Here is a 16163-nt window from a genome sequence, read left to right as displayed (position 1 = left end):
CGCCGACGTGTGGCGAGCGCGAACCGTTGCGCGAGCCCCACGTCACGAGCATCGACTGATCCGACCTTGACTGGGAGAAGCACCGTGAGCCGTTCCGCACGTTTCAGAGAATTGTTGAAGTCCCCGCCGTTTGTTTGCCTCGGCGCGCACGACGCGTTGACCGCGAAGCTCGCCGAACAGGCGGGCGCCAAAGCGATCTACGTGAGCGGATTCGCGGCGTCCGGCATTCTGGCCGGCGAGCCGGATGTCGGCCTGCTGACGCAGACGGAGATGTTCGATCACATCCGCCGCATTTGCCGGGCGACGTCGCTGCCGGTTTTCGCCGATGCCGACACCGGCTACGGCGGCATTCTCGACGTGCAGCGCACGATTCGTCTGTGGGAAGAAGCGGGCGCTTCGGTCCTGCATCTGGAAGATCAGGCCGTGCCGAAGAAATGCGGCCACTTTGCGGGCAAGCAGGTGATTCCCAAAGAAGAGATGCAGGCGAAATTGCGCGCCATGCTGGCCGCGCGAACCGATCCGGATTTCTTCGTGGTGGCGCGCACCGATGCGATTGCCGTCACGGGAATCGACGACGCGATCGAGCGGCTGACGGCCTACGCCGAAGCCGGCGCGGACGGCCTCTATGCGGATGCGCCGGAAAGCATCGAGCACATGCAGGAACTGGTGCGAAGACTGAAACCGCTCGGCAAGCCGATCCTGTTCAATATGGCGCGCACCGGTAAAAGCCCTTATCTGACGCTCGATCAGGTGTACAAGCTCGGCTTCGACTACACGCTGTGTCCGATCGAATCGATGCTCGCGACGCACAAGGCCGTCAAGGAGATGATGGAGATCTTCTTGCGCGAAGGGTCGACCGATGCGGTCGCGGATCGTCTCACGTCGTTTACGGACTTCAACCGCTTTGTCGGCCTCGACGAAGCGGTCGCGATAGAAGCGTCGTATAACGTGCCGAATGCGGAGCTGGAACGTAAAGTCGACGCCGCGTGAAGCAGGACGATGCTGGAGCGGCGCACGGTTTCGCGCCGCTCCAATGAACGTTCCCCGCTTCGTTCCCGCTTATCTAAACTATCTGAACGACACGTCCCCGCGCAGACGCGAAGAACTCGCCTGTTAACTATTAACTATTAACTAGTGCGATGCCTGATGTTTGCCGAGCGCCGCGCCGAGTTCCTCGTCGGTCATGGCGGGGACAATGCTCATGGTCAGCAAGTCGCCCCATTCGAGCGCCAGTGCCGACAGTCCCCGCGCGTCGTCCGTCTCGACGATCGCGAAGCCATGCAGACCCGCAGTCGCATGCCAACGTCCGAGTAGGTTGACGCCTTCCGGCGGCTTGCCGCCCGTTTTCATGAAGCGTTCGATCACGGAACGCTCCGCAGTGGGCAGACCATTCCATTGCACGATAAATTTCATGGGGTGTCTCCAATCGTGGGTTCGCAATGGCGGTGCGTGGCACGCCGCAATCACAAATGCGCCGACAGGCTGTCCGAATAACGCGTGCTATTGGCGGACGGCGTGAATCGAACCACGTGGCGTCCTTATCAGCATAGGTGAGTGCGCGATGGCTAACCTCGCTGCGTGCGGACAATCGTCAGGCCGAAAAAGCAGATGCCCCGTCGCGCGGAATGCATGACGGGGCATCGTATTTCCAAATTGCGGACGGCTTTTGCGTCCTATAGGTAGGCGCCTTGTACGCGGTCTCCGAAGGGCATGAAGTCAATGCCCCAACGGAGACTAGCCACGCGGCGTCTTGCGTTGCATCGCGGCCTTGACGATTGCCTGATGCGCGGCAGGAAAGCCGGGCGGGTAATCGACGACGCGGGCCGAAGCGGGCACCAACGGCACGGCCAGACTCGAACGCGCGCCGATCCGTGCGCCGCCGACAATGGCGGCCATCGCCTCGCGGTCGAGTTCGACGTTGTCGCTGAGGTCTTTGATCACGAGCTGGGTCATGGCGGCTCCATAAAAGAAGTCGAGCGGCTGGCCGGTGCGATGGTCCGGACGCCGCTCGTTGTGCTGCTGAATGTGCTGAGGTCTCCTCGCACAAGCAGTATAGGAAATCTGCTCAGGACTCGCCCGATGTTTATGCACGAGCGGCACGAGCCGCCGCGGCGTTGCGCAATCCCCGGCGCGTCGCGACGGCGGTTCGTCACACGTTGGCGAAGTTGGCGCCCGACAGCGAAGGGCTGACGTTCAGGTGCAGCGGCACGAAACCCGCGCCGATCACGCCGACGTTGTTGAGTGCGGCAACGTTCACGTACTGCATCTGGTTGAGGTTCTGGTTGATCGAGACGTTGACGTTGGCGATGCCGCCGAGGCCGGCGATGGACGGCAGGCCCGGCACGCTGCTGCCGGTGCCGCCGACTACCGCCGACATGGCGCGCCGGTCGAGCTCGCGGGTGCGGGACAGATCGCGAATCATGAGGGATGACATGGTGATTCTCCAAAGGTGCGCGGAAGACGAATGGGGTCCTGAAGCGGCGAAGCGGGCCGTAGGGGGCACATGGGCCGATGCTTCGCCGCGCCGGGCGTTACACGTGGATGTTGTTGCTCGACGTGATGCTCGGGTTGATAGTCGACGTCAGGCCGGCGGCGAAGGCGACGTTGTTGGCGTTCGCGTTCTGGATGTTCATCGACGTGTTGATCAACTGGGTCGCGTCAACGGTCTTGCTGTTGTTCGGCGCGACGACCGGGCTGAAGTTGAAGTACGAGCTCGTCGGGTAGCCGTAGCCGCCGCGTACGGCGCTCATGGCCTTGCTGTCGAGTTGAGCGGTGATGGACAGGTCTTTGATGGTCAGCGTGTTCATGGTAAATCTCCTGGAAGAAAACATCACAGTGTTGCGGTTGGGTTCGAGCATCTTGTCTGCTCGAGTGTCACTAATGCATGGGCTGTGCCAGTTTTATTCAAGGTTCCTAATAAAGTTTTGGAAAGCCCGCTGTGCAAGGCTTTCGCGTGGAACGATCCGGTCATGCACGTAGCCGCGGCAAGGTGGTGCGATCCGATACTGATGGCGCGCACCCGACAAACGCGCGCAGGCTGTTGGCTCTCGCACGACACCGCAGTGTTGACTGCGCAGCGGGGCAATCCTGGTTTGCGAAAGCGCCGACCTGGCGCTAGTATCGAACCGGCACATGTAACTGGTTACGACAGGTTCTCTCCCAGCCGGAGCGGCGTCGGCCGCATGACATCCGGCTCAACGGCAGCGGCAGCGCTTCGCACACATGGCTAGCCTTGCGCGTGTGATTCACGACTTCCAGAGCGGCGAGCTGTCCCGTGACGAGTTCGTCGCTCAACTCGACAGCACGTTGACGACCGAAGGACTCGGCCCCACGCAGCTGCTGGAGATGCTCGGCAGCGCGCAACGCAAGGCGCCGTTGCCCGACGATCTGTACGTGGAAGTGCGCCGCCGTATCGAACAGTTGCGCGTGTCGAACGTCGCGGCGGGCGGCGAGGAAACCGGCATTCAGACTACGGTCGACATTCCGTCGCTGCACGGCATGAGCAGCGGCTACGCGGCGAGCGCGAGCAACGCCGCCAACGCCGCCAATGCACCGGGCGCGGCCGGACACGATCAGATCAAAGGCACGGGCGATACGCTGAACAACCGCTTCGTGCTCGAAGAATGTCTGGGCGTGGGCGGCATGGGCACGGTGTACAAGGCGCTCGATCTGCGCAAGCTGGAGGCATCGGATCGCAAACCGTATCTCGCGATCAAGGTGCTCAATGTCCAGTTTCGCGGCAACCCGAACTCGCTCGTTGCGTTGCAGCGCGAGGCGCGCAAGGCGCAGGTACTCGCGCACCGAAACATCATCACGGTGTACGACTTCGATCGCGATGGGCCGATCGTCTATCTGACGATGGAGTACCTGACCGGCAAAGCGCTCAGCCAGCTTTTGCGTACGCCGGGCTATCAGGGCATGCCGGTGCGTGCGGCGCTGCCGATCGTGCGCGGCATGTGCAGCGCGCTCGCCTATGCGCATGAGCGCGGCTTCGTGCATTGCGATTTCAAGCCGGCCAACGTGTTTCTCACGACGAATGCCGAAGTCAAAGTGATCGACTTCGGCATTGCCCGCGTGTTTCAGCGGCCGGAAGAAGAGAGCGATGCGACGGTTTTCGACCCCGGCAGTCTCGGCGCATTGACGCCTGCGTATGCGAGCCCGGAGATGATCGAACATCGCGAGCCGGATCCGCGTGACGATATTTACGCGCTGGGCTGCATCACGTATGAACTGTTGACGGGGCATCATCCGTATGACCGACTGTCGGCCACCTAGGCGCGCAATGCGGATTTCAAGCTGCAGCGGCCGCCTAATCTCGACACGAAACAGTGGCGCGCGCTGCGCGCCGCGCTGTCGTTCGATCGCAATACGCGCATGCCGAGCGTGACGCGCTTCATCGCCGAATTCGACAATGAAGCGCGCGCGGAGAAGTCGGGTACGTTGGCGAAGGCGGGGCTCGCGGGGTTTGCGGTGGTGTGTGCTGCGGTGGTTGGGGTGTTCGCGCTGCGGTCGGCGCCGAACCGGCAAGGGGAGACGGTGGCGTCGGACTCGGGGGCGTCGGCGGCGTCGCAAGTGGCGGCCGAGCAGACTGCCTCTTCGGCAGGGAGTGGCGCGGGTGCGTCGGCTTCCGCAGGATCTTCGGCCTCGGTTTCAGCATCGGTTTCGACACCTGCCGCGTTGGCGTCCGTGCCTGCGTCCGTGTCTGCGGCTTCAGGCGGCGCATCGCCTCGCATCGCGCTTGCTGCGCCGCCCGTCACACCGCCCGCACCGCCCGCACCCAAACCGGCGCTAACCTTGGCTGCGATCGCGCCGGCGTTGGCGCAGGTACCCTGCTCCGCGCTTTCCGCGTCGACTCAGGATCATTCGCTGTCTGTGCGCGGCTACGTCTCGCAGCGCTATGGAGCGGCGCATCTGAAGGAAACCTTGTCGGCATTGCCGGGCGTCGATACGGTCGCGCTCGACGTCGAACCGCTCGTCGACGACAAATGCGACACCGTCAAAGCGCTCTCCCCCTACTGGACGCGCAACTGGCAAGCAGGCCGCGTCGCGGCCCTGCATGTGCGCCCGCCTGGTGGACAACTCACGGAAGGCAACCCGCTGGTCGTCGACGTGGTCACGCCTGCCTACGACTCGTACGTGAATCTGGACTATTACCAACTCGATGGCAGCGTCGTGCACATGGTCCCAAGTCCGCGCGCGAAAGACAATCAGGCGCCGCCGCACTATTCGGCGACGATCGGCAGCGCGGGCGACTGGACCATTTCGAAGCCGTTCGGATCGGAGATGGTGGTGCTGCTGATCACACCGGTCGCGCTATTCGACAAACCGCGACCCGAGAGTGAACCGCGCGCCGATTATCTGCGCGCGCTCGAAGCGCGGCTCGCGCAGATCGGCGGTAAATATGGTCAGGACCATATCGTTGCCGATTTCGCGCCGATTACGACAAAGCCCGCCACGCCTTGAGCGGAAAGTCCGGCGAAGGAACGGTTCCGGCGAGCAGAGACCGTGAACCACTCGATCGAATCACTTGAGATCTTTGACCACCCGCAGACCGTCTTGCGATTGCCGTACGCCCGAGCTGTACTTGAAGCGCGTCGCACTGAGCATGTAGTCGCCGCCTTCGCGCCAAGAGCCGCCGCGAATCACCCGCATATCGCAGCCGGGGCTATCCCACCCATGACCGTCGACAGGCGCGCCCTGGTAGCTGTTGTGCCAGCAGTCGGCCGTCCACTCCCAGACGCCGCCGTTCATGTCGTACAGGCCGAGCGGGTTCGGCGCGAATGAACCGGCGGCCTCCGGTCCTTCCTTGTGCCAGGGATCGCCGCAGTCTTTGCAATTGGCGTTGCCCTTGTGCATCTGATCGCCCCACCAGTACTTCGTGGCCGTGCCGGCGCGGTCCGCGTATTCCCACTCGGCTTCGGTGGGTAAGCGGTAGGGCTTGCCGGTGATTTTGCTGAGCCACTTCACGTATTGCTGCGCGTCGTCCCAACTGAGATCGCGCGCGGGCGCGGCTTTGTTCGGGTTGTTCTCCGGCGTGAGTTTCTGACACGCATTGGCGGCGACGCACGCGTTCCACTGGTCGACCGTCACCGGGAATTTGCCGATCGCGAACGGCGCGCCGATCGTCACATGGTGGACGGGTTTCTCGGAGGGGTCGTCGGTATTGCTGCCCATTGCGAATGCGCCGGCCGGTACGGGAATCATGATCGGACAGGTGGCACAGTCGCGGCTCTCACCCGCGCTGGGGGGATGGGTTGCGGGCTTTGGAGCGACGGCCACGGCGGGTGCGACGGCCGCTGCGGGCGGTGTGGGAGCGGGGCGGGGATGCTCCTGTGCGGGAGCAGCGACCGGTGTGGCTGGTGCGGCCGGCTTTACGGCTTGCGGCGCGGCTATCGGTGCGGTGGTGGGCGCCGCAGCCGACGTCGGCGCACTCGCCGCCGACGCGGCACGCAAGCGGTCGATACGCGCATGGGCAAGCGTGGCGAAGCGGCCGTTCGGATAGGCCTTCAAATACGCTTCGTAATCGCCGGGGTAGTTGCTGTCCTTGATCGAATTCCAGAAGGTGATCTCGTACTGTTCGCTGCTATCTTTCGGAAGAATGCCCCGGCTGTGCAGGTCGACGACGCGGTTGTCGGCAACGTAGTGCGCGGAAGGTTCAACGCCATCGGCGTAGTTGAACGCGTGCGGAAGCGCCGATGCAATCCACGGCGTTTGCTCGCCGCCGGTCGCGCTAGCAACACGACTCGCGACGCGCTGCAGCAGCGTCGTCAGAGAGTCCGATGGCGCATCGTGAAGTGCATGTAGCCATTCGTTTGTATAAACGCCGTGCTGCGTGCTGTCCGCGGCAAACCCGCCGGGCGCCGTTGCGTACGCAACTACAGTATTCGCCGGAAGCTTGAGTGTCGAAACGTGGGTGCTTGCCGAGAACGGATTGTTCAGACACGTATCGAGGATCACGAGATTGAACGGGTCGTTTCGCGGCGAAGCCATTGCCTGCAACACCGTATTCAGGTCGAGGCCGTCACGCACTAATTCGGCCGGCGCGCCTAAATCGAGGCCGGCAGGAACCAGCAGCGTTTGCCCACCGATTTGCATACCGTGTCCGGCAAAATAGAAGAGCCCGACACCCCCCGCTTGCAACCGCCGATGAAATTGCGCAATAGCCTGCCGCATTTGCGACGGCGACGCATTCGTCCGCAGGATAACGTCAAAGCCGAGCGCGCGAAGGCTGTCACGCATGGCTTTAGCATCGCGCGGCGCATTATCGCGGACCGCATCAGCATCCGCTTTCGCACCTGGCTGATGCCCATAGGCGCCATTGCCAATCACAAGCGCAATACGCGGTGAATCCGAATCATCCCGTCGCAGCGTGAATGGCGAAATCGCGCCATGAAAACCAGCGGCGGTATTCGTCGTCGTGTCACTCGCGCCGTCGCGTTGCGTCGCGGCGCGAGCATTATCCGAATGCGCCTGAATGGCCCCGGCCATGCATACCAGCAGGAATATTCGCCACATCTTCACATCCTGTTTGATCCGGACAGAACATAGGCATTCGAGGACCGCGACGCACGCCGCAATCGCCGGAGTACATCGGACAAGGTATCGATGCCGCTATCGACCATCCATCTGCAACCTGTTAATAACGATAGCACGCGCTTTGCGCGTCACCAGGGTCTGCTTCTCCTCATTGCGCTATACGGTTAACGAGTGTGGCGTATCTTTTTGGCAAGTTACGTCCTAAGCTAATTCACAAAGTAACGCGGTACGGTCGTTTTAACTAGGCGGCCGACCCATCGAGCGAGCGCCCGCGAAATTCGGCTGGAACACTCGGTCTGCCTTGCGCGGCCGAGATGGCCATGACCCTCTTCGGGAGAGTGCGCTATGCGAAGAACTCACACCCACGTCGATCCCGGCAAGCAGCATGACGCGGCGGCGCATTTCGCCACGCGTCGTACCGCTTTGTGCGCGATTCTCGCTGCGGCACTCGGTTGCGTCGCGTCACGCGCGGCCATGGCGGCCGCGCAAACTCCTTCGCCACCGGGCGCCGAGGAGTACATCATCTGGCCTCCCGACGGCGCCGTGATTCACGGCGGCAAGCTGTGGGTCCGCATGGGGCTGCGCAATATGGGCGTGTGTCCGAAAGGCGTCGTGTTTCCGAACACCGGCCATCACCATTTGCTGATCGATACCGATCTGCCGCCGCTCGACCAGGAAATTCCGTCGGATCGCAATCATCTGCACTTCGGCGCGGGCGAAACCGACGCGCGCATCGAGTTGCCGCCGGGCAAGCACACGTTGCAACTCATTCTCGGCGATCACAATCACGTGCCGCATGTCCCACCCGTGTACTCGAAAAAGATCACCATCACCGTGCAAAAAGACTAGCGCTGCCCGCTGCTTCCACGCGGGCCCGTCAGGACGGAGAGACCTTCATGTTCAAGATCATCGCGGTCGCGGCGCTCATGGCGTCGGCGGCTTTGATTTCGTCGATTCCCGCCACCGCCGGGACGACACCGGCGCCGGCCGGCGCTTATGCCTACATCGGCTATCCGAACGATGGCCAGGTAGTCGCGGCCAATAAACCGTTCCGCGTGTGGTTCGGCTTGCGCTACATGGGCGTGGCGCCGAAGGGCGTCAAGTTTCCGAATACCGGCCACCATCATTTGCTGATCGACACCGACCTGCCGCCGATGGATCAGGAAATTCCGTCGGACCGCAATCATCTGCACTTCGGTGCGGGTGAAACGGAAACCATGATTCAGTTGCCACCGGGTAAACACACGCTGCAATTGCTGATGGGCGACGACATGCATGTGCCGCACAATCCGCCGGTGTACTCGAAGAAGATCACGGTGATCGCGCGATGACGTCGAGCGATTTTCGTCTGCGCGACTCGGTGTCACGCCGCAACCAACAGCATCACACCGGTTGTTGGCTGCGAGCCACCACTCGTGGCGCGCGGTTTCTCTGCCGTGATTTGCCGAGTAACGGGACGACTCCCCGCAGCCCTTTATCCACAGCGGTTCGGCGATTTATTTAGGAGCGTGAAGCGAAACTGGCACAGCCCATGCATTAGTGACACTCGAGCAGACAAGATGCTCGAACCCAACCGCAAGACTGTGCAGCTTCCCTTCCAGGAGATTTACCATGAACACGCTGACCATCAAAGACCTGTCCATCACCGCCCAACTCGACAGCAAGGCCATGAGCGCCGTGCGCGGCGGCTACGGCTTCCCGTCTTCGTCGTACTTCAGCTTTGCGCCGGTGTACGCGCCCAATAACAGCAAGACCGTCGACGCCACCCAGTTGATCAATACGTCGATGAGCATCCAGAACGCCAACGGCAACAACGCGGCTTTCGTGGCCGGCGTCACGACCACGATCAACCCGCATGTGACCGCGAGCAACAACATCAACGTCTGACCGGCGTTGAAAACCGCGGAGGCCACAACGGCTTCCGCGGTTCGCTCCTCAAAAAGATTTCGCAATCAATCGTTCTTTTTACGCCCCCAACGCTCCAACACCATCGCCCGATTCCCTGAACCGCTTCAAGCTTCAATGCTGAAGTCGCATACGAGGTGGCCGATCGACAAGGTGCGTTTTGCTCATGCAGCGAAATGGGTGTCATCGGAGACCATCGTGTCAGCGTTGCTTGATTTCCCGGTCCGTCAGCGCTTCTGCAAAGCCTCGGCGCACACGCTGCGCACTGTCTGCGCCGCGACGCTCTGCGCGCTCTCGCTGGGCGCGTGTATCGACGTCAGCATGCCCGCTTACCAGCGTCCCGATACACCCGCAAAAACCGCATGGTCGGACCAGAAGGGTGCGCCGGTATCGGCCGCCGCGACGATCGAACCCGATTGGTGGAAAGGCTTCCGTGATCCGTATCTGGACACGTTGATCGCGAAAGCGATCGCCGGCAACTTCGATATCAAGGTGCTGGCTGCGCGGATCGACGTCGCCGGCACACAGATCGGCGAAGCCAAAGCGGGCGGTTTGCCGACCATGGATCTCGGCGCCGGCGCGGACTTCGAAAAGACCACCGGCCAGACGTTCTCGAAGCAGTACAACCTCGCGACTCAGGTGAACTGGGACATCGATATCTGGGGCAAAGTCGAAAAAGGCGTTCAGGCGCAGAAGGCCGAATTCCACGCCAGTGAAGCGGATTGGCGCGCGGGCTATCTGGAATTGGTATCGAACGTTTCCAGCACGTACTTTCAGATTCTGCAATTCGACGACCAGATCGAGCAGCAGCAAAAAACCCTCGTCACCAACAAACTGATTCTCTCGATCTACGAAGGCCAGCGCCGCAACGGCATCGTGCCGCAAACCCAGGTGCTGCGGCAGCAGGCAGAAATCAATCGCCTGACGAACCAGTTGCTCGAACTGCGCCGCTCGCGCGATATCGCCAATAACGCGCTGTGTACGCTGATCGGCGTGCCGGCGGGCGAATTTCAACTGCCTAAAGGCCATTTGCAACAACGCGTGCAATTGCCGGCCGTTCCCGACGGCCTGCCCGCGCAATTGCTCGCACGGCGTCCCGACGTGGTGGCCGCGGAATTCAGAGTGCTCGAAGCGTACGACCTGGTCGGCCAGGCGAAGCTCGCGCAATTGCCCACCATCAGCCTCACCGGGCACGGCGGCACGGCCAGCTTCGCGCTGACCGACTTGCTGAAATCGTTCACCTACGGCTTCATGCCGAGCATCAACATTCCGCTGCTCGATCCCGGCGTGCGCGCGCATGTGAAAGTCACCAAAGCGCAATCGACAGTTGCCGAACAGCAATATCGCGTGGCTGTGATGGGCGCGTTCGAGGAAGTGGAGAACGCGCTGGTCAATCTCAATTCGCACAAGCAGCAGCGGGTGGAGTTGCAGCAGCAGGTGGACCGCTTACAGATCGTCGCGGATCAGATTCAGTCGCAATTGCGCCTTGGTGTGGTGTCTCAGCTGGAGGTTTTCGAAACCGAACGCACGCTGCTGGATGCGCAACAGTCTTTACTCGCCAACCATCAATTGATTTTGTCCGACACCGTGCTCCTCTACAAAGCGCTCGGCGGCGGTTGGCCGAGCGTCGACGTGCAGGCCGAAGTAAAGGAACACTGAGAGAACATTGAGCTAAACCGCAACGTGGCGCGCAGCGCGGGTATTTCGGCTGCGGATGACGCGCCGATTGCCTTCATCACCGACCATCCGGAAATTGACACTTGCCATGCGTGACTTACAATCCTTAAGGAGCCGGCTTTCGCGCGGCTCGCTCGAACAACCTCATTTCGCTGCAGTTCTTCGTGCCGTTTTCGTTGCGTGTTTTTCGCAACGGGTAAACGCTTAGTGATCCAGATAAAATGGCCACCGGCGAAGCTCCGATTGCTGAGATGCGCGTGACAGCGGGCACTGCCTTCGACGTAGTGCTGTCTCCCGTTGCGTCCGCGCAGCGCCCCGCGCTCGACGCGATCCGGATCGTGGACAACCTGTTCGCGATCGGCCGCAGCGAGGCGCCGTTCACCGATTACCCCGCAGAGCGGATCGCGCGACTGTCGCGCCGGCACGCACGCGTTTTCACGGAGCAGGGCGCGCTTTACGTCGCCGATCTCGAGAGCAAGAACGGCACGACCGTGAATGGCGTCGCGGTGCGGCAAACGCCGGCCCGCGTGCGCGCCGGCGACGAGTTGTGCTTCGGCGGCGAGCTCTGTTACCGGGTGAGTATCGAGCCGCGCGCGCGAATCGTGGCGGGAGCCGGCTCGTCGCCCGTGTCGGCGCTGCTGCTGGTGCCGCAGCGCGACGACCTCGGCCTGCAGCCCATCGAAGTGCAGGCCTTTCCGTTTCTGATCAGCAAAGCCGACGAGGTTTTCTCGCGCTACAGGGAGCGCTACCCGCATCAGGTCAATTACATCTCGCGGCGTCATGCGCATATTTTCCTGAAGGGTGGCGAGTTCTATGTCGAAGATCTCGGCAGCACGAATGGCACATTCGTTGGCGGAAAACGCCTGGACGAATCCGCGCTGCCGCTGGCGGATGGCAACCTGGTTGCATTTGGGGGAGATCACTTCGTCTACAGGGTGACGCTGCAGAAGCCCCCTGAAGTCGAGCCCACCGTGACCCAACTCGTATTCCACCCCACCGCCGACGAAGCCGCCGATACCGACAAGACCACCTTTGTCGGCGCGGCGAATTCGTTCCTCGATATTTTTTGCGTCGATCCGGCGCGGCAACGCGAGGACGAAGTCAATCAGGCCGCCCAACCGTGGTCGGGACCGAGCAAGCGCGACGCGACCGGCTCGGCGGCGCGAGCGGGGAACGGCCTGAGTGACGCGCGCATCGCGGAGCATGTGAACGGCGCCAATGCGACAAATGGCGCGAACGGTGCAAACGGTGCGACCCATGCCGCCGACGCGCGCGGTTCGAACGGTGCCAACAATAAGAGCGCCACACAGGGCCGCACGCATCGTTGGCGCCTCATGGCGGGAGAACTCAGCAAGGCGTTCGCCGGTGGCGATCGCACGAGCGTGCGGCGAATCGCCATGTGGGGCGGCGCCGGCCTCGTCGTGCTGATTGCACTCGTGTCGACGCTCTACCTGCGCGGCTCGTCCGAGCGCGAATTGAAGGACCTGCTGGCGAGTGGCGATTACAACAGCGCAGTCACGGCCGCGAAAGGCTACCTCGCGGATCATCCCGCCGATACGAAAGTCAGCGCGCTGGCCAGCGAGGCGTTGCTGAAAGCGCGTCTCCCCGACTGGCTGAATACGCTGCAAAAGGCGCAGTTCGATCAGGCCGACACGCTGCTCAACGAGATGCGCTCATTGAGCACGAACAATGCGGACGCGATGTCGCTGATCGGCGAATTGCAATGGGTCGGCGATCTGGAGCGTTTCGTCGCGGTGCGCGGCGGCATGGAAGCGCCGATTCGCATGTACGCGGACGAGACCACCATCAACGGTTTGCTGCAACGCTGGGACGACGACGCCAAAAGTCATCAGCGCGCGCTCGACCGCATCGCATCGTACGTGCCGGTGTTCGCGGAGCCTTATGCGCAGGCGCTCAGCCATCTGCGCAAACTGGAGAGCGACGATTCGGTGTACGTGGCCGCCATCGACCGTCTGAACGGAACAATCCGCACCGAGCTGGCGCGCGACAAACCCGACGCCTTGCCCGCCGTGCTCGACGATTACGCGCAGCGCTATCCGCGTCTCGCGGGCCTGGATCGGGTGCGCGACGATTTGCGGCAATACACGGCGCTATTGAATGCCGCGCTTAGCCGGCAATTGGCGCCGTTGCTCGCCATGCTGAAAACCACGCGTTTCAGCACGCCGCCGTTTCAGGCGCAGTTTCAGCAATTGGCGGCGAGCCGTCTGCCTTCGCAGGATGTCATTCAGCAGCAGTCCGCGGTGACGGCAGCGTGGCAGCGCGGCGACGCCCAGCAGGCGCTGGCGGGTTTGGCCGCGATGCCGGCGGGACCGTGGTCCGACGTGCTCGCAGCGGAGCAGACGCATAAGAAGGCCTTGCTCGATCAATTCAGCGATCTACAGAAAACGCGCGGCGGCAAGGATTACGACGAGCGTTTGCTGTCGTTCTACGCGAGCCTCGATCCGGTCACGGATGTGTGGTTCGCGCAGTCGATCCAGAAAGACGTGGCCGCGCTGCACGATAAAGCGCTGGCGCGTGCGCAAGATCTGCTGCTGCGCGCGCAGAGCCTGTGGAAACAATATCGCGCGAGTGGGCCGATTGGCGGCACGCAACGGCTAGAAGCGGGAATTTCGCCGGGCTTTCGCAGCGAGGCGCGCTTGCTGTCCGACGCGCAGACCGCGGCGCAGCAGGGCATGCGGATATTTACGCAGTTGAAGGCCGACCATCCCGCCGACTTCGACCGGCTGCTTGCCGACATCGACGCCGAAGCTGATTTGCAGCGTCGCTCGCTGACGGAATTGCGCATGGTGCTGGATCCGGGACTGCTGAAAGCCAAGTTGGCGTTGATCGGAGACGAGCAGAGTGAAACGCGACCATCACCCTAGGCCGCTGTCCGAGGCGCTGGAGGATCACAGCGTCGAGGGCATCGCGATCCTGACCGCCGAGCCGGTGCGGCTCGCGCGCGCGCTGATCTGGGCGATGGTCGCGCTGGTGGTGGCCGGCCTGCTGTGGTCGTTCGTGGGGCGCGCGGATGTGATTGTCAGCGCACAAGGCACTTTGTCGCCGGAGTCGGACGTGCGCCGCATTTATGCGCCAATCGACGGCGAACTCGCCGATCTGTATATCGCCGAAGGGCAGCCGGTATCGAAGGGAGACGTGTTGGCGCGGCTGAATGCGCGCGGCGCGATCGAAGCGGCCAGCAATGCGCTGCAAGCGCAACTCAAACTCGAAGATGCCGAGCGCGACTGGAAACAGTTTCCCGAGAAGAAAGCGCTGATGGAGCGCAAAGCCGCGGCGCTGAAAGCGCAAATGGAAGTGGAAGCACGCCTGCACGAAAACCGTGTTTCCGAAGGCACCACCAAGCTTGCCGAAGGGCAGAAAGCCGAACTCGACGAAGCGCGCAGCGTGCTCGATAACGCACGCCGCACGCGAGAAGCGGCGCGCCAGGAACTGGACCGCTATTCACAGTTGTTCGCGCAACCAGGTGGTGGCGGCATTGCCGAATTGCAGGTCGAACAGAAGCGCACCGCCGCGCTGGAAGCGGACAACGCCTACCGGGTCGCCCAATCGAAACTCGCGGAACTGGATTTCCGCCTGAGCCACGAATACGCGCAGGCGAATGCGCAACTCGAAACGAGCGGACAGCAGACGACGGATCTGCAACTGCAATACGACTCGGCGGTCCGCGATATCACCGACGCCGAAGACAAGGCGCGCCTGCAACTGCAGAGTGCGCGATTGGTCGCCGAAGCGGCGGCGCGAATCCGCTTCGAGAACATCGACAAAGATAATTTTCTGCTGATCCTCGCGCCGGTTTCGGGTGTTATCACCGACGTCACGTCGACCCAGCGCGGCGACAAGATCCAGGCGAACGCGCCGCTCGGCGGCATTGCACCGAAAGATGCGCGGCCCGTGCTGAAGATCGAGATCGCCGAACACGACCGTGCTTTTCTGCACGAAGGCCTGCCGGTCAAACTGAAATTCAACGCGTTTCCTTATCAGCGCTACGGGCTGATCAGCGGCACGCTCGCCTATATCTCGCCGGCGACCAAACCGTCGCAGCAGGACAAACAACCGGTGTACGAGGGCCGCGTCACGCTCGACCGAAACTACTACCAGATTGCCGACACTCGCTATCCGTTGCGTTATGGCATGACGGCGAGTGCGGAAATCGTGGTGCGCGAGCGGCGCCTGATCGATCTGGGTCTCGATCCGTTCCGCGAGGTGGCGGGTTGAACACGCGAATCACACGTCCATAAAAGGAGCGGATGACATGACCGCGATAGTGCGTATCGATGATGAAGTCGTGGATGTGGCCGAGTTCATTCGTCTTCTGAAACTGACCGGCCAGTTCGAGAGCCTGATCGAGCAGATTGTGCGCGACAAGCTCACGGTGCATGCGGCGAGGAAGCAGGGCTTGACGGTCAGCGCCGACGAAATCCAGCAGCGCGCCGATCAGTTCCGCCGCGTGCGGGGATTACACCGCGCGACGGATATGAATCAATACCTCGATGCGCTCCATGTTGGTCTCGACGAATTCGAGGCCTTCATTACCGACGGGCTGTATCAGGAGAAGATGCTCGACGAGGTCGGCAACGACACAGCGATCAAAGACTATTTCGCGCTGAATTCGCCGAAGTTCGACGCGATCGAGGTGAGCCATATCGTGCTGGACAGCGAGGGCAAGGCGAAGGAAATGATCTCGTATCTGCACGACGATCCGGAGAGCTTTGCCGACATGGCGCGCGAGCATTCCATTGCGGATACCCGCGAGGCGGGCGGCGTGATCGGCAAGGTGTTGCGTGGGTCGCTGAAGGCGGACATTGAAGCCAAGATCTTCAACGCGGCGGTGGGCGATCTGCTCGGACCGTTTCCGTCGGCGGATCGCTCGTGCTTTGAGATCTTCGCGGTGACGGCCAAATATCCGGCCGCGCTCGATGACGACGTGGCCGCCGAAGTCCGGCGCCTGTTGCGCGAAAGCTGGCTGATCGCGCGTGCGCAGGAGCACGTCATCGAAGCGCGCTAACCGATCCGCAACCGCCACG

General features: G+C 62.2%; 14 protein-coding genes and 1 pseudogene. 10 read left to right on the top strand and 5 right to left on the bottom strand.

Annotation, left to right across the window (positions count from 1 at the left end):
• The first annotated feature begins 84 nt into the window (after positions 1-84).
• Positions 85-990 carry an isocitrate lyase/PEP mutase family protein gene (locus FA94_RS33515; protein WP_035559840.1) on the top strand — a complete coding sequence of 302 codons (906 nt, stop codon included), beginning with the start codon at positions 85-87 and terminating at the stop codon, positions 988-990.
• A 141-nt stretch (positions 991-1131) separates the two neighbouring features.
• Here FA94_RS33515 and FA94_RS33510 read toward each other — a convergent pair whose 3' ends face one another.
• The 4 genes from FA94_RS33510 to FA94_RS33495 all read right to left on the bottom strand — a co-directional run bounded on the left by FA94_RS33510 (position 1132) and on the right by FA94_RS33495 (position 2807).
• On the bottom strand, positions 1132-1413 hold the full coding sequence (locus FA94_RS33510) for a DUF3303 domain-containing protein (protein ID WP_035559837.1): 282 nt from the start codon (positions 1411-1413) through the stop codon (positions 1132-1134).
• A 321-nt stretch (positions 1414-1734) separates the two neighbouring features.
• Entirely contained in the window at positions 1735-1953 is a 219-nt protein-coding gene (locus FA94_RS33505; protein WP_035559836.1) for a hypothetical protein, read from the bottom strand.
• A 196-nt stretch (positions 1954-2149) separates the two neighbouring features.
• Positions 2150-2434: a hypothetical protein gene (locus FA94_RS33500; RefSeq protein WP_035559833.1), complete on the bottom strand. Its 285-nt coding sequence runs from the start codon at positions 2432-2434 to the stop codon at positions 2150-2152.
• A 97-nt stretch (positions 2435-2531) separates the two neighbouring features.
• Entirely contained in the window at positions 2532-2807 is a 276-nt protein-coding gene (locus tag FA94_RS33495; protein WP_035559830.1) for a hypothetical protein, read from the bottom strand.
• A gap of 415 nt (positions 2808-3222) precedes the next feature.
• Between FA94_RS33495 and FA94_RS33490 the strand changes: the two are divergent.
• Positions 3223-5463: pseudogene (locus tag FA94_RS33490) on the top strand (serine/threonine protein kinase).
• Between the two features lie 60 nt (positions 5464-5523).
• Here the strand turns inward: FA94_RS33490 and FA94_RS33485 are convergent.
• Positions 5524-7383, bottom strand: coding sequence for an SUMF1/EgtB/PvdO family nonheme iron enzyme (locus tag FA94_RS33485; protein WP_502690852.1), 1860 nt, complete (start codon positions 7381-7383; stop codon positions 5524-5526).
• Between the two features lie 6 nt (positions 7384-7389).
• On the opposite strand from FA94_RS33485, the gene FA94_RS40030 reads away from it, so the two are divergent.
• The 8 genes from FA94_RS40030 to FA94_RS33450 all read left to right on the top strand — a co-directional run bounded on the left by FA94_RS40030 (position 7390) and on the right by FA94_RS33450 (position 16144).
• Complete coding sequence (locus FA94_RS40030) at positions 7390-7548, top strand: hypothetical protein (RefSeq protein WP_459251939.1); 159 nt, start codon at positions 7390-7392, stop codon at positions 7546-7548.
• A 333-nt stretch (positions 7549-7881) separates the two neighbouring features.
• A complete protein-coding gene (locus FA94_RS33480; RefSeq protein ID WP_035559825.1) occupies positions 7882-8385 on the top strand; it encodes a DUF4399 domain-containing protein in 504 nt (167 codons plus the stop codon).
• A 47-nt stretch (positions 8386-8432) separates the two neighbouring features.
• Complete coding sequence (locus FA94_RS33475; RefSeq protein WP_035559822.1) at positions 8433-8867, top strand: DUF4399 domain-containing protein; 435 nt, start codon at positions 8433-8435, stop codon at positions 8865-8867.
• A gap of 280 nt (positions 8868-9147) precedes the next feature.
• A complete protein-coding gene (locus FA94_RS33470) occupies positions 9148-9423 on the top strand; it encodes a hypothetical protein (protein ID WP_035559819.1) in 276 nt (91 codons plus the stop codon).
• A gap of 135 nt (positions 9424-9558) precedes the next feature.
• Positions 9559-11100 (top strand): efflux transporter outer membrane subunit, encoded by a 1542-nt coding sequence (locus FA94_RS33465; RefSeq protein WP_231585092.1) that lies wholly within the window; start codon positions 9559-9561, stop codon positions 11098-11100.
• Positions 11101-11339: 239 nt separating this feature from the next.
• Positions 11340-14003, top strand: coding sequence for an FHA domain-containing protein (locus tag FA94_RS33460; RefSeq protein WP_035559816.1), 2664 nt, complete (start codon positions 11340-11342; stop codon positions 14001-14003).
• A complete protein-coding gene (locus FA94_RS33455; RefSeq protein ID WP_035559807.1) occupies positions 13981-15354 on the top strand; it encodes a beta-barrel domain-containing protein in 1374 nt (457 codons plus the stop codon). The genes FA94_RS33460 and FA94_RS33455 overlap by 23 nt, the downstream gene beginning before the upstream one ends.
• Positions 15355-15391: 37 nt before the next feature.
• Positions 15392-16144 (top strand): peptidylprolyl isomerase, encoded by a 753-nt coding sequence (locus tag FA94_RS33450; RefSeq protein WP_035559804.1) that lies wholly within the window; start codon positions 15392-15394, stop codon positions 16142-16144.
• Positions 16145-16163 lie beyond the last annotated feature (19 nt).

This window comes from Burkholderia sp. 9120, assembly GCF_000745015.1.
Lineage (GTDB): Bacteria > Pseudomonadota > Gammaproteobacteria > Burkholderiales > Burkholderiaceae > Paraburkholderia.
This window is presented reverse-complemented; position numbering and strand designations above follow the sequence as displayed.

Coding starts and splice junctions, on each gene's coding strand:
- FA94_RS33505 (WP_035559836.1), bottom strand. CDS start 1,953: ATGACCCAGCTCGTGATCAAAGACCTCAGCGACAACGTCGAACTCGAC.
- FA94_RS33460 (WP_035559816.1), top strand. CDS start 11,340: ATGGCCACCGGCGAAGCTCCGATTGCTGAGATGCGCGTGACAGCGGGC.
- FA94_RS33510 (WP_035559837.1), bottom strand. CDS start 1,413: ATGAAATTTATCGTGCAATGGAATGGTCTGCCCACTGCGGAGCGTTCC.
- FA94_RS33480 (WP_035559825.1), top strand. CDS start 7,882: ATGCGAAGAACTCACACCCACGTCGATCCCGGCAAGCAGCATGACGCG.
- FA94_RS33470 (WP_035559819.1), top strand. CDS start 9,148: ATGAACACGCTGACCATCAAAGACCTGTCCATCACCGCCCAACTCGAC.
- FA94_RS33495 (WP_035559830.1), bottom strand. CDS start 2,807: ATGAACACGCTGACCATCAAAGACCTGTCCATCACCGCTCAACTCGAC.
- FA94_RS33465 (WP_231585092.1), top strand. CDS start 9,559: ATGCTGAAGTCGCATACGAGGTGGCCGATCGACAAGGTGCGTTTTGCT.
- FA94_RS33475 (WP_035559822.1), top strand. CDS start 8,433: ATGTTCAAGATCATCGCGGTCGCGGCGCTCATGGCGTCGGCGGCTTTG.
- FA94_RS40030 (WP_459251939.1), top strand. CDS start 7,390: ATGAAAACCAGCGGCGGTATTCGTCGTCGTGTCACTCGCGCCGTCGCG.
- FA94_RS33450 (WP_035559804.1), top strand. CDS start 15,392: ATGACCGCGATAGTGCGTATCGATGATGAAGTCGTGGATGTGGCCGAG.
- FA94_RS33500 (WP_035559833.1), bottom strand. CDS start 2,434: ATGTCATCCCTCATGATTCGCGATCTGTCCCGCACCCGCGAGCTCGAC.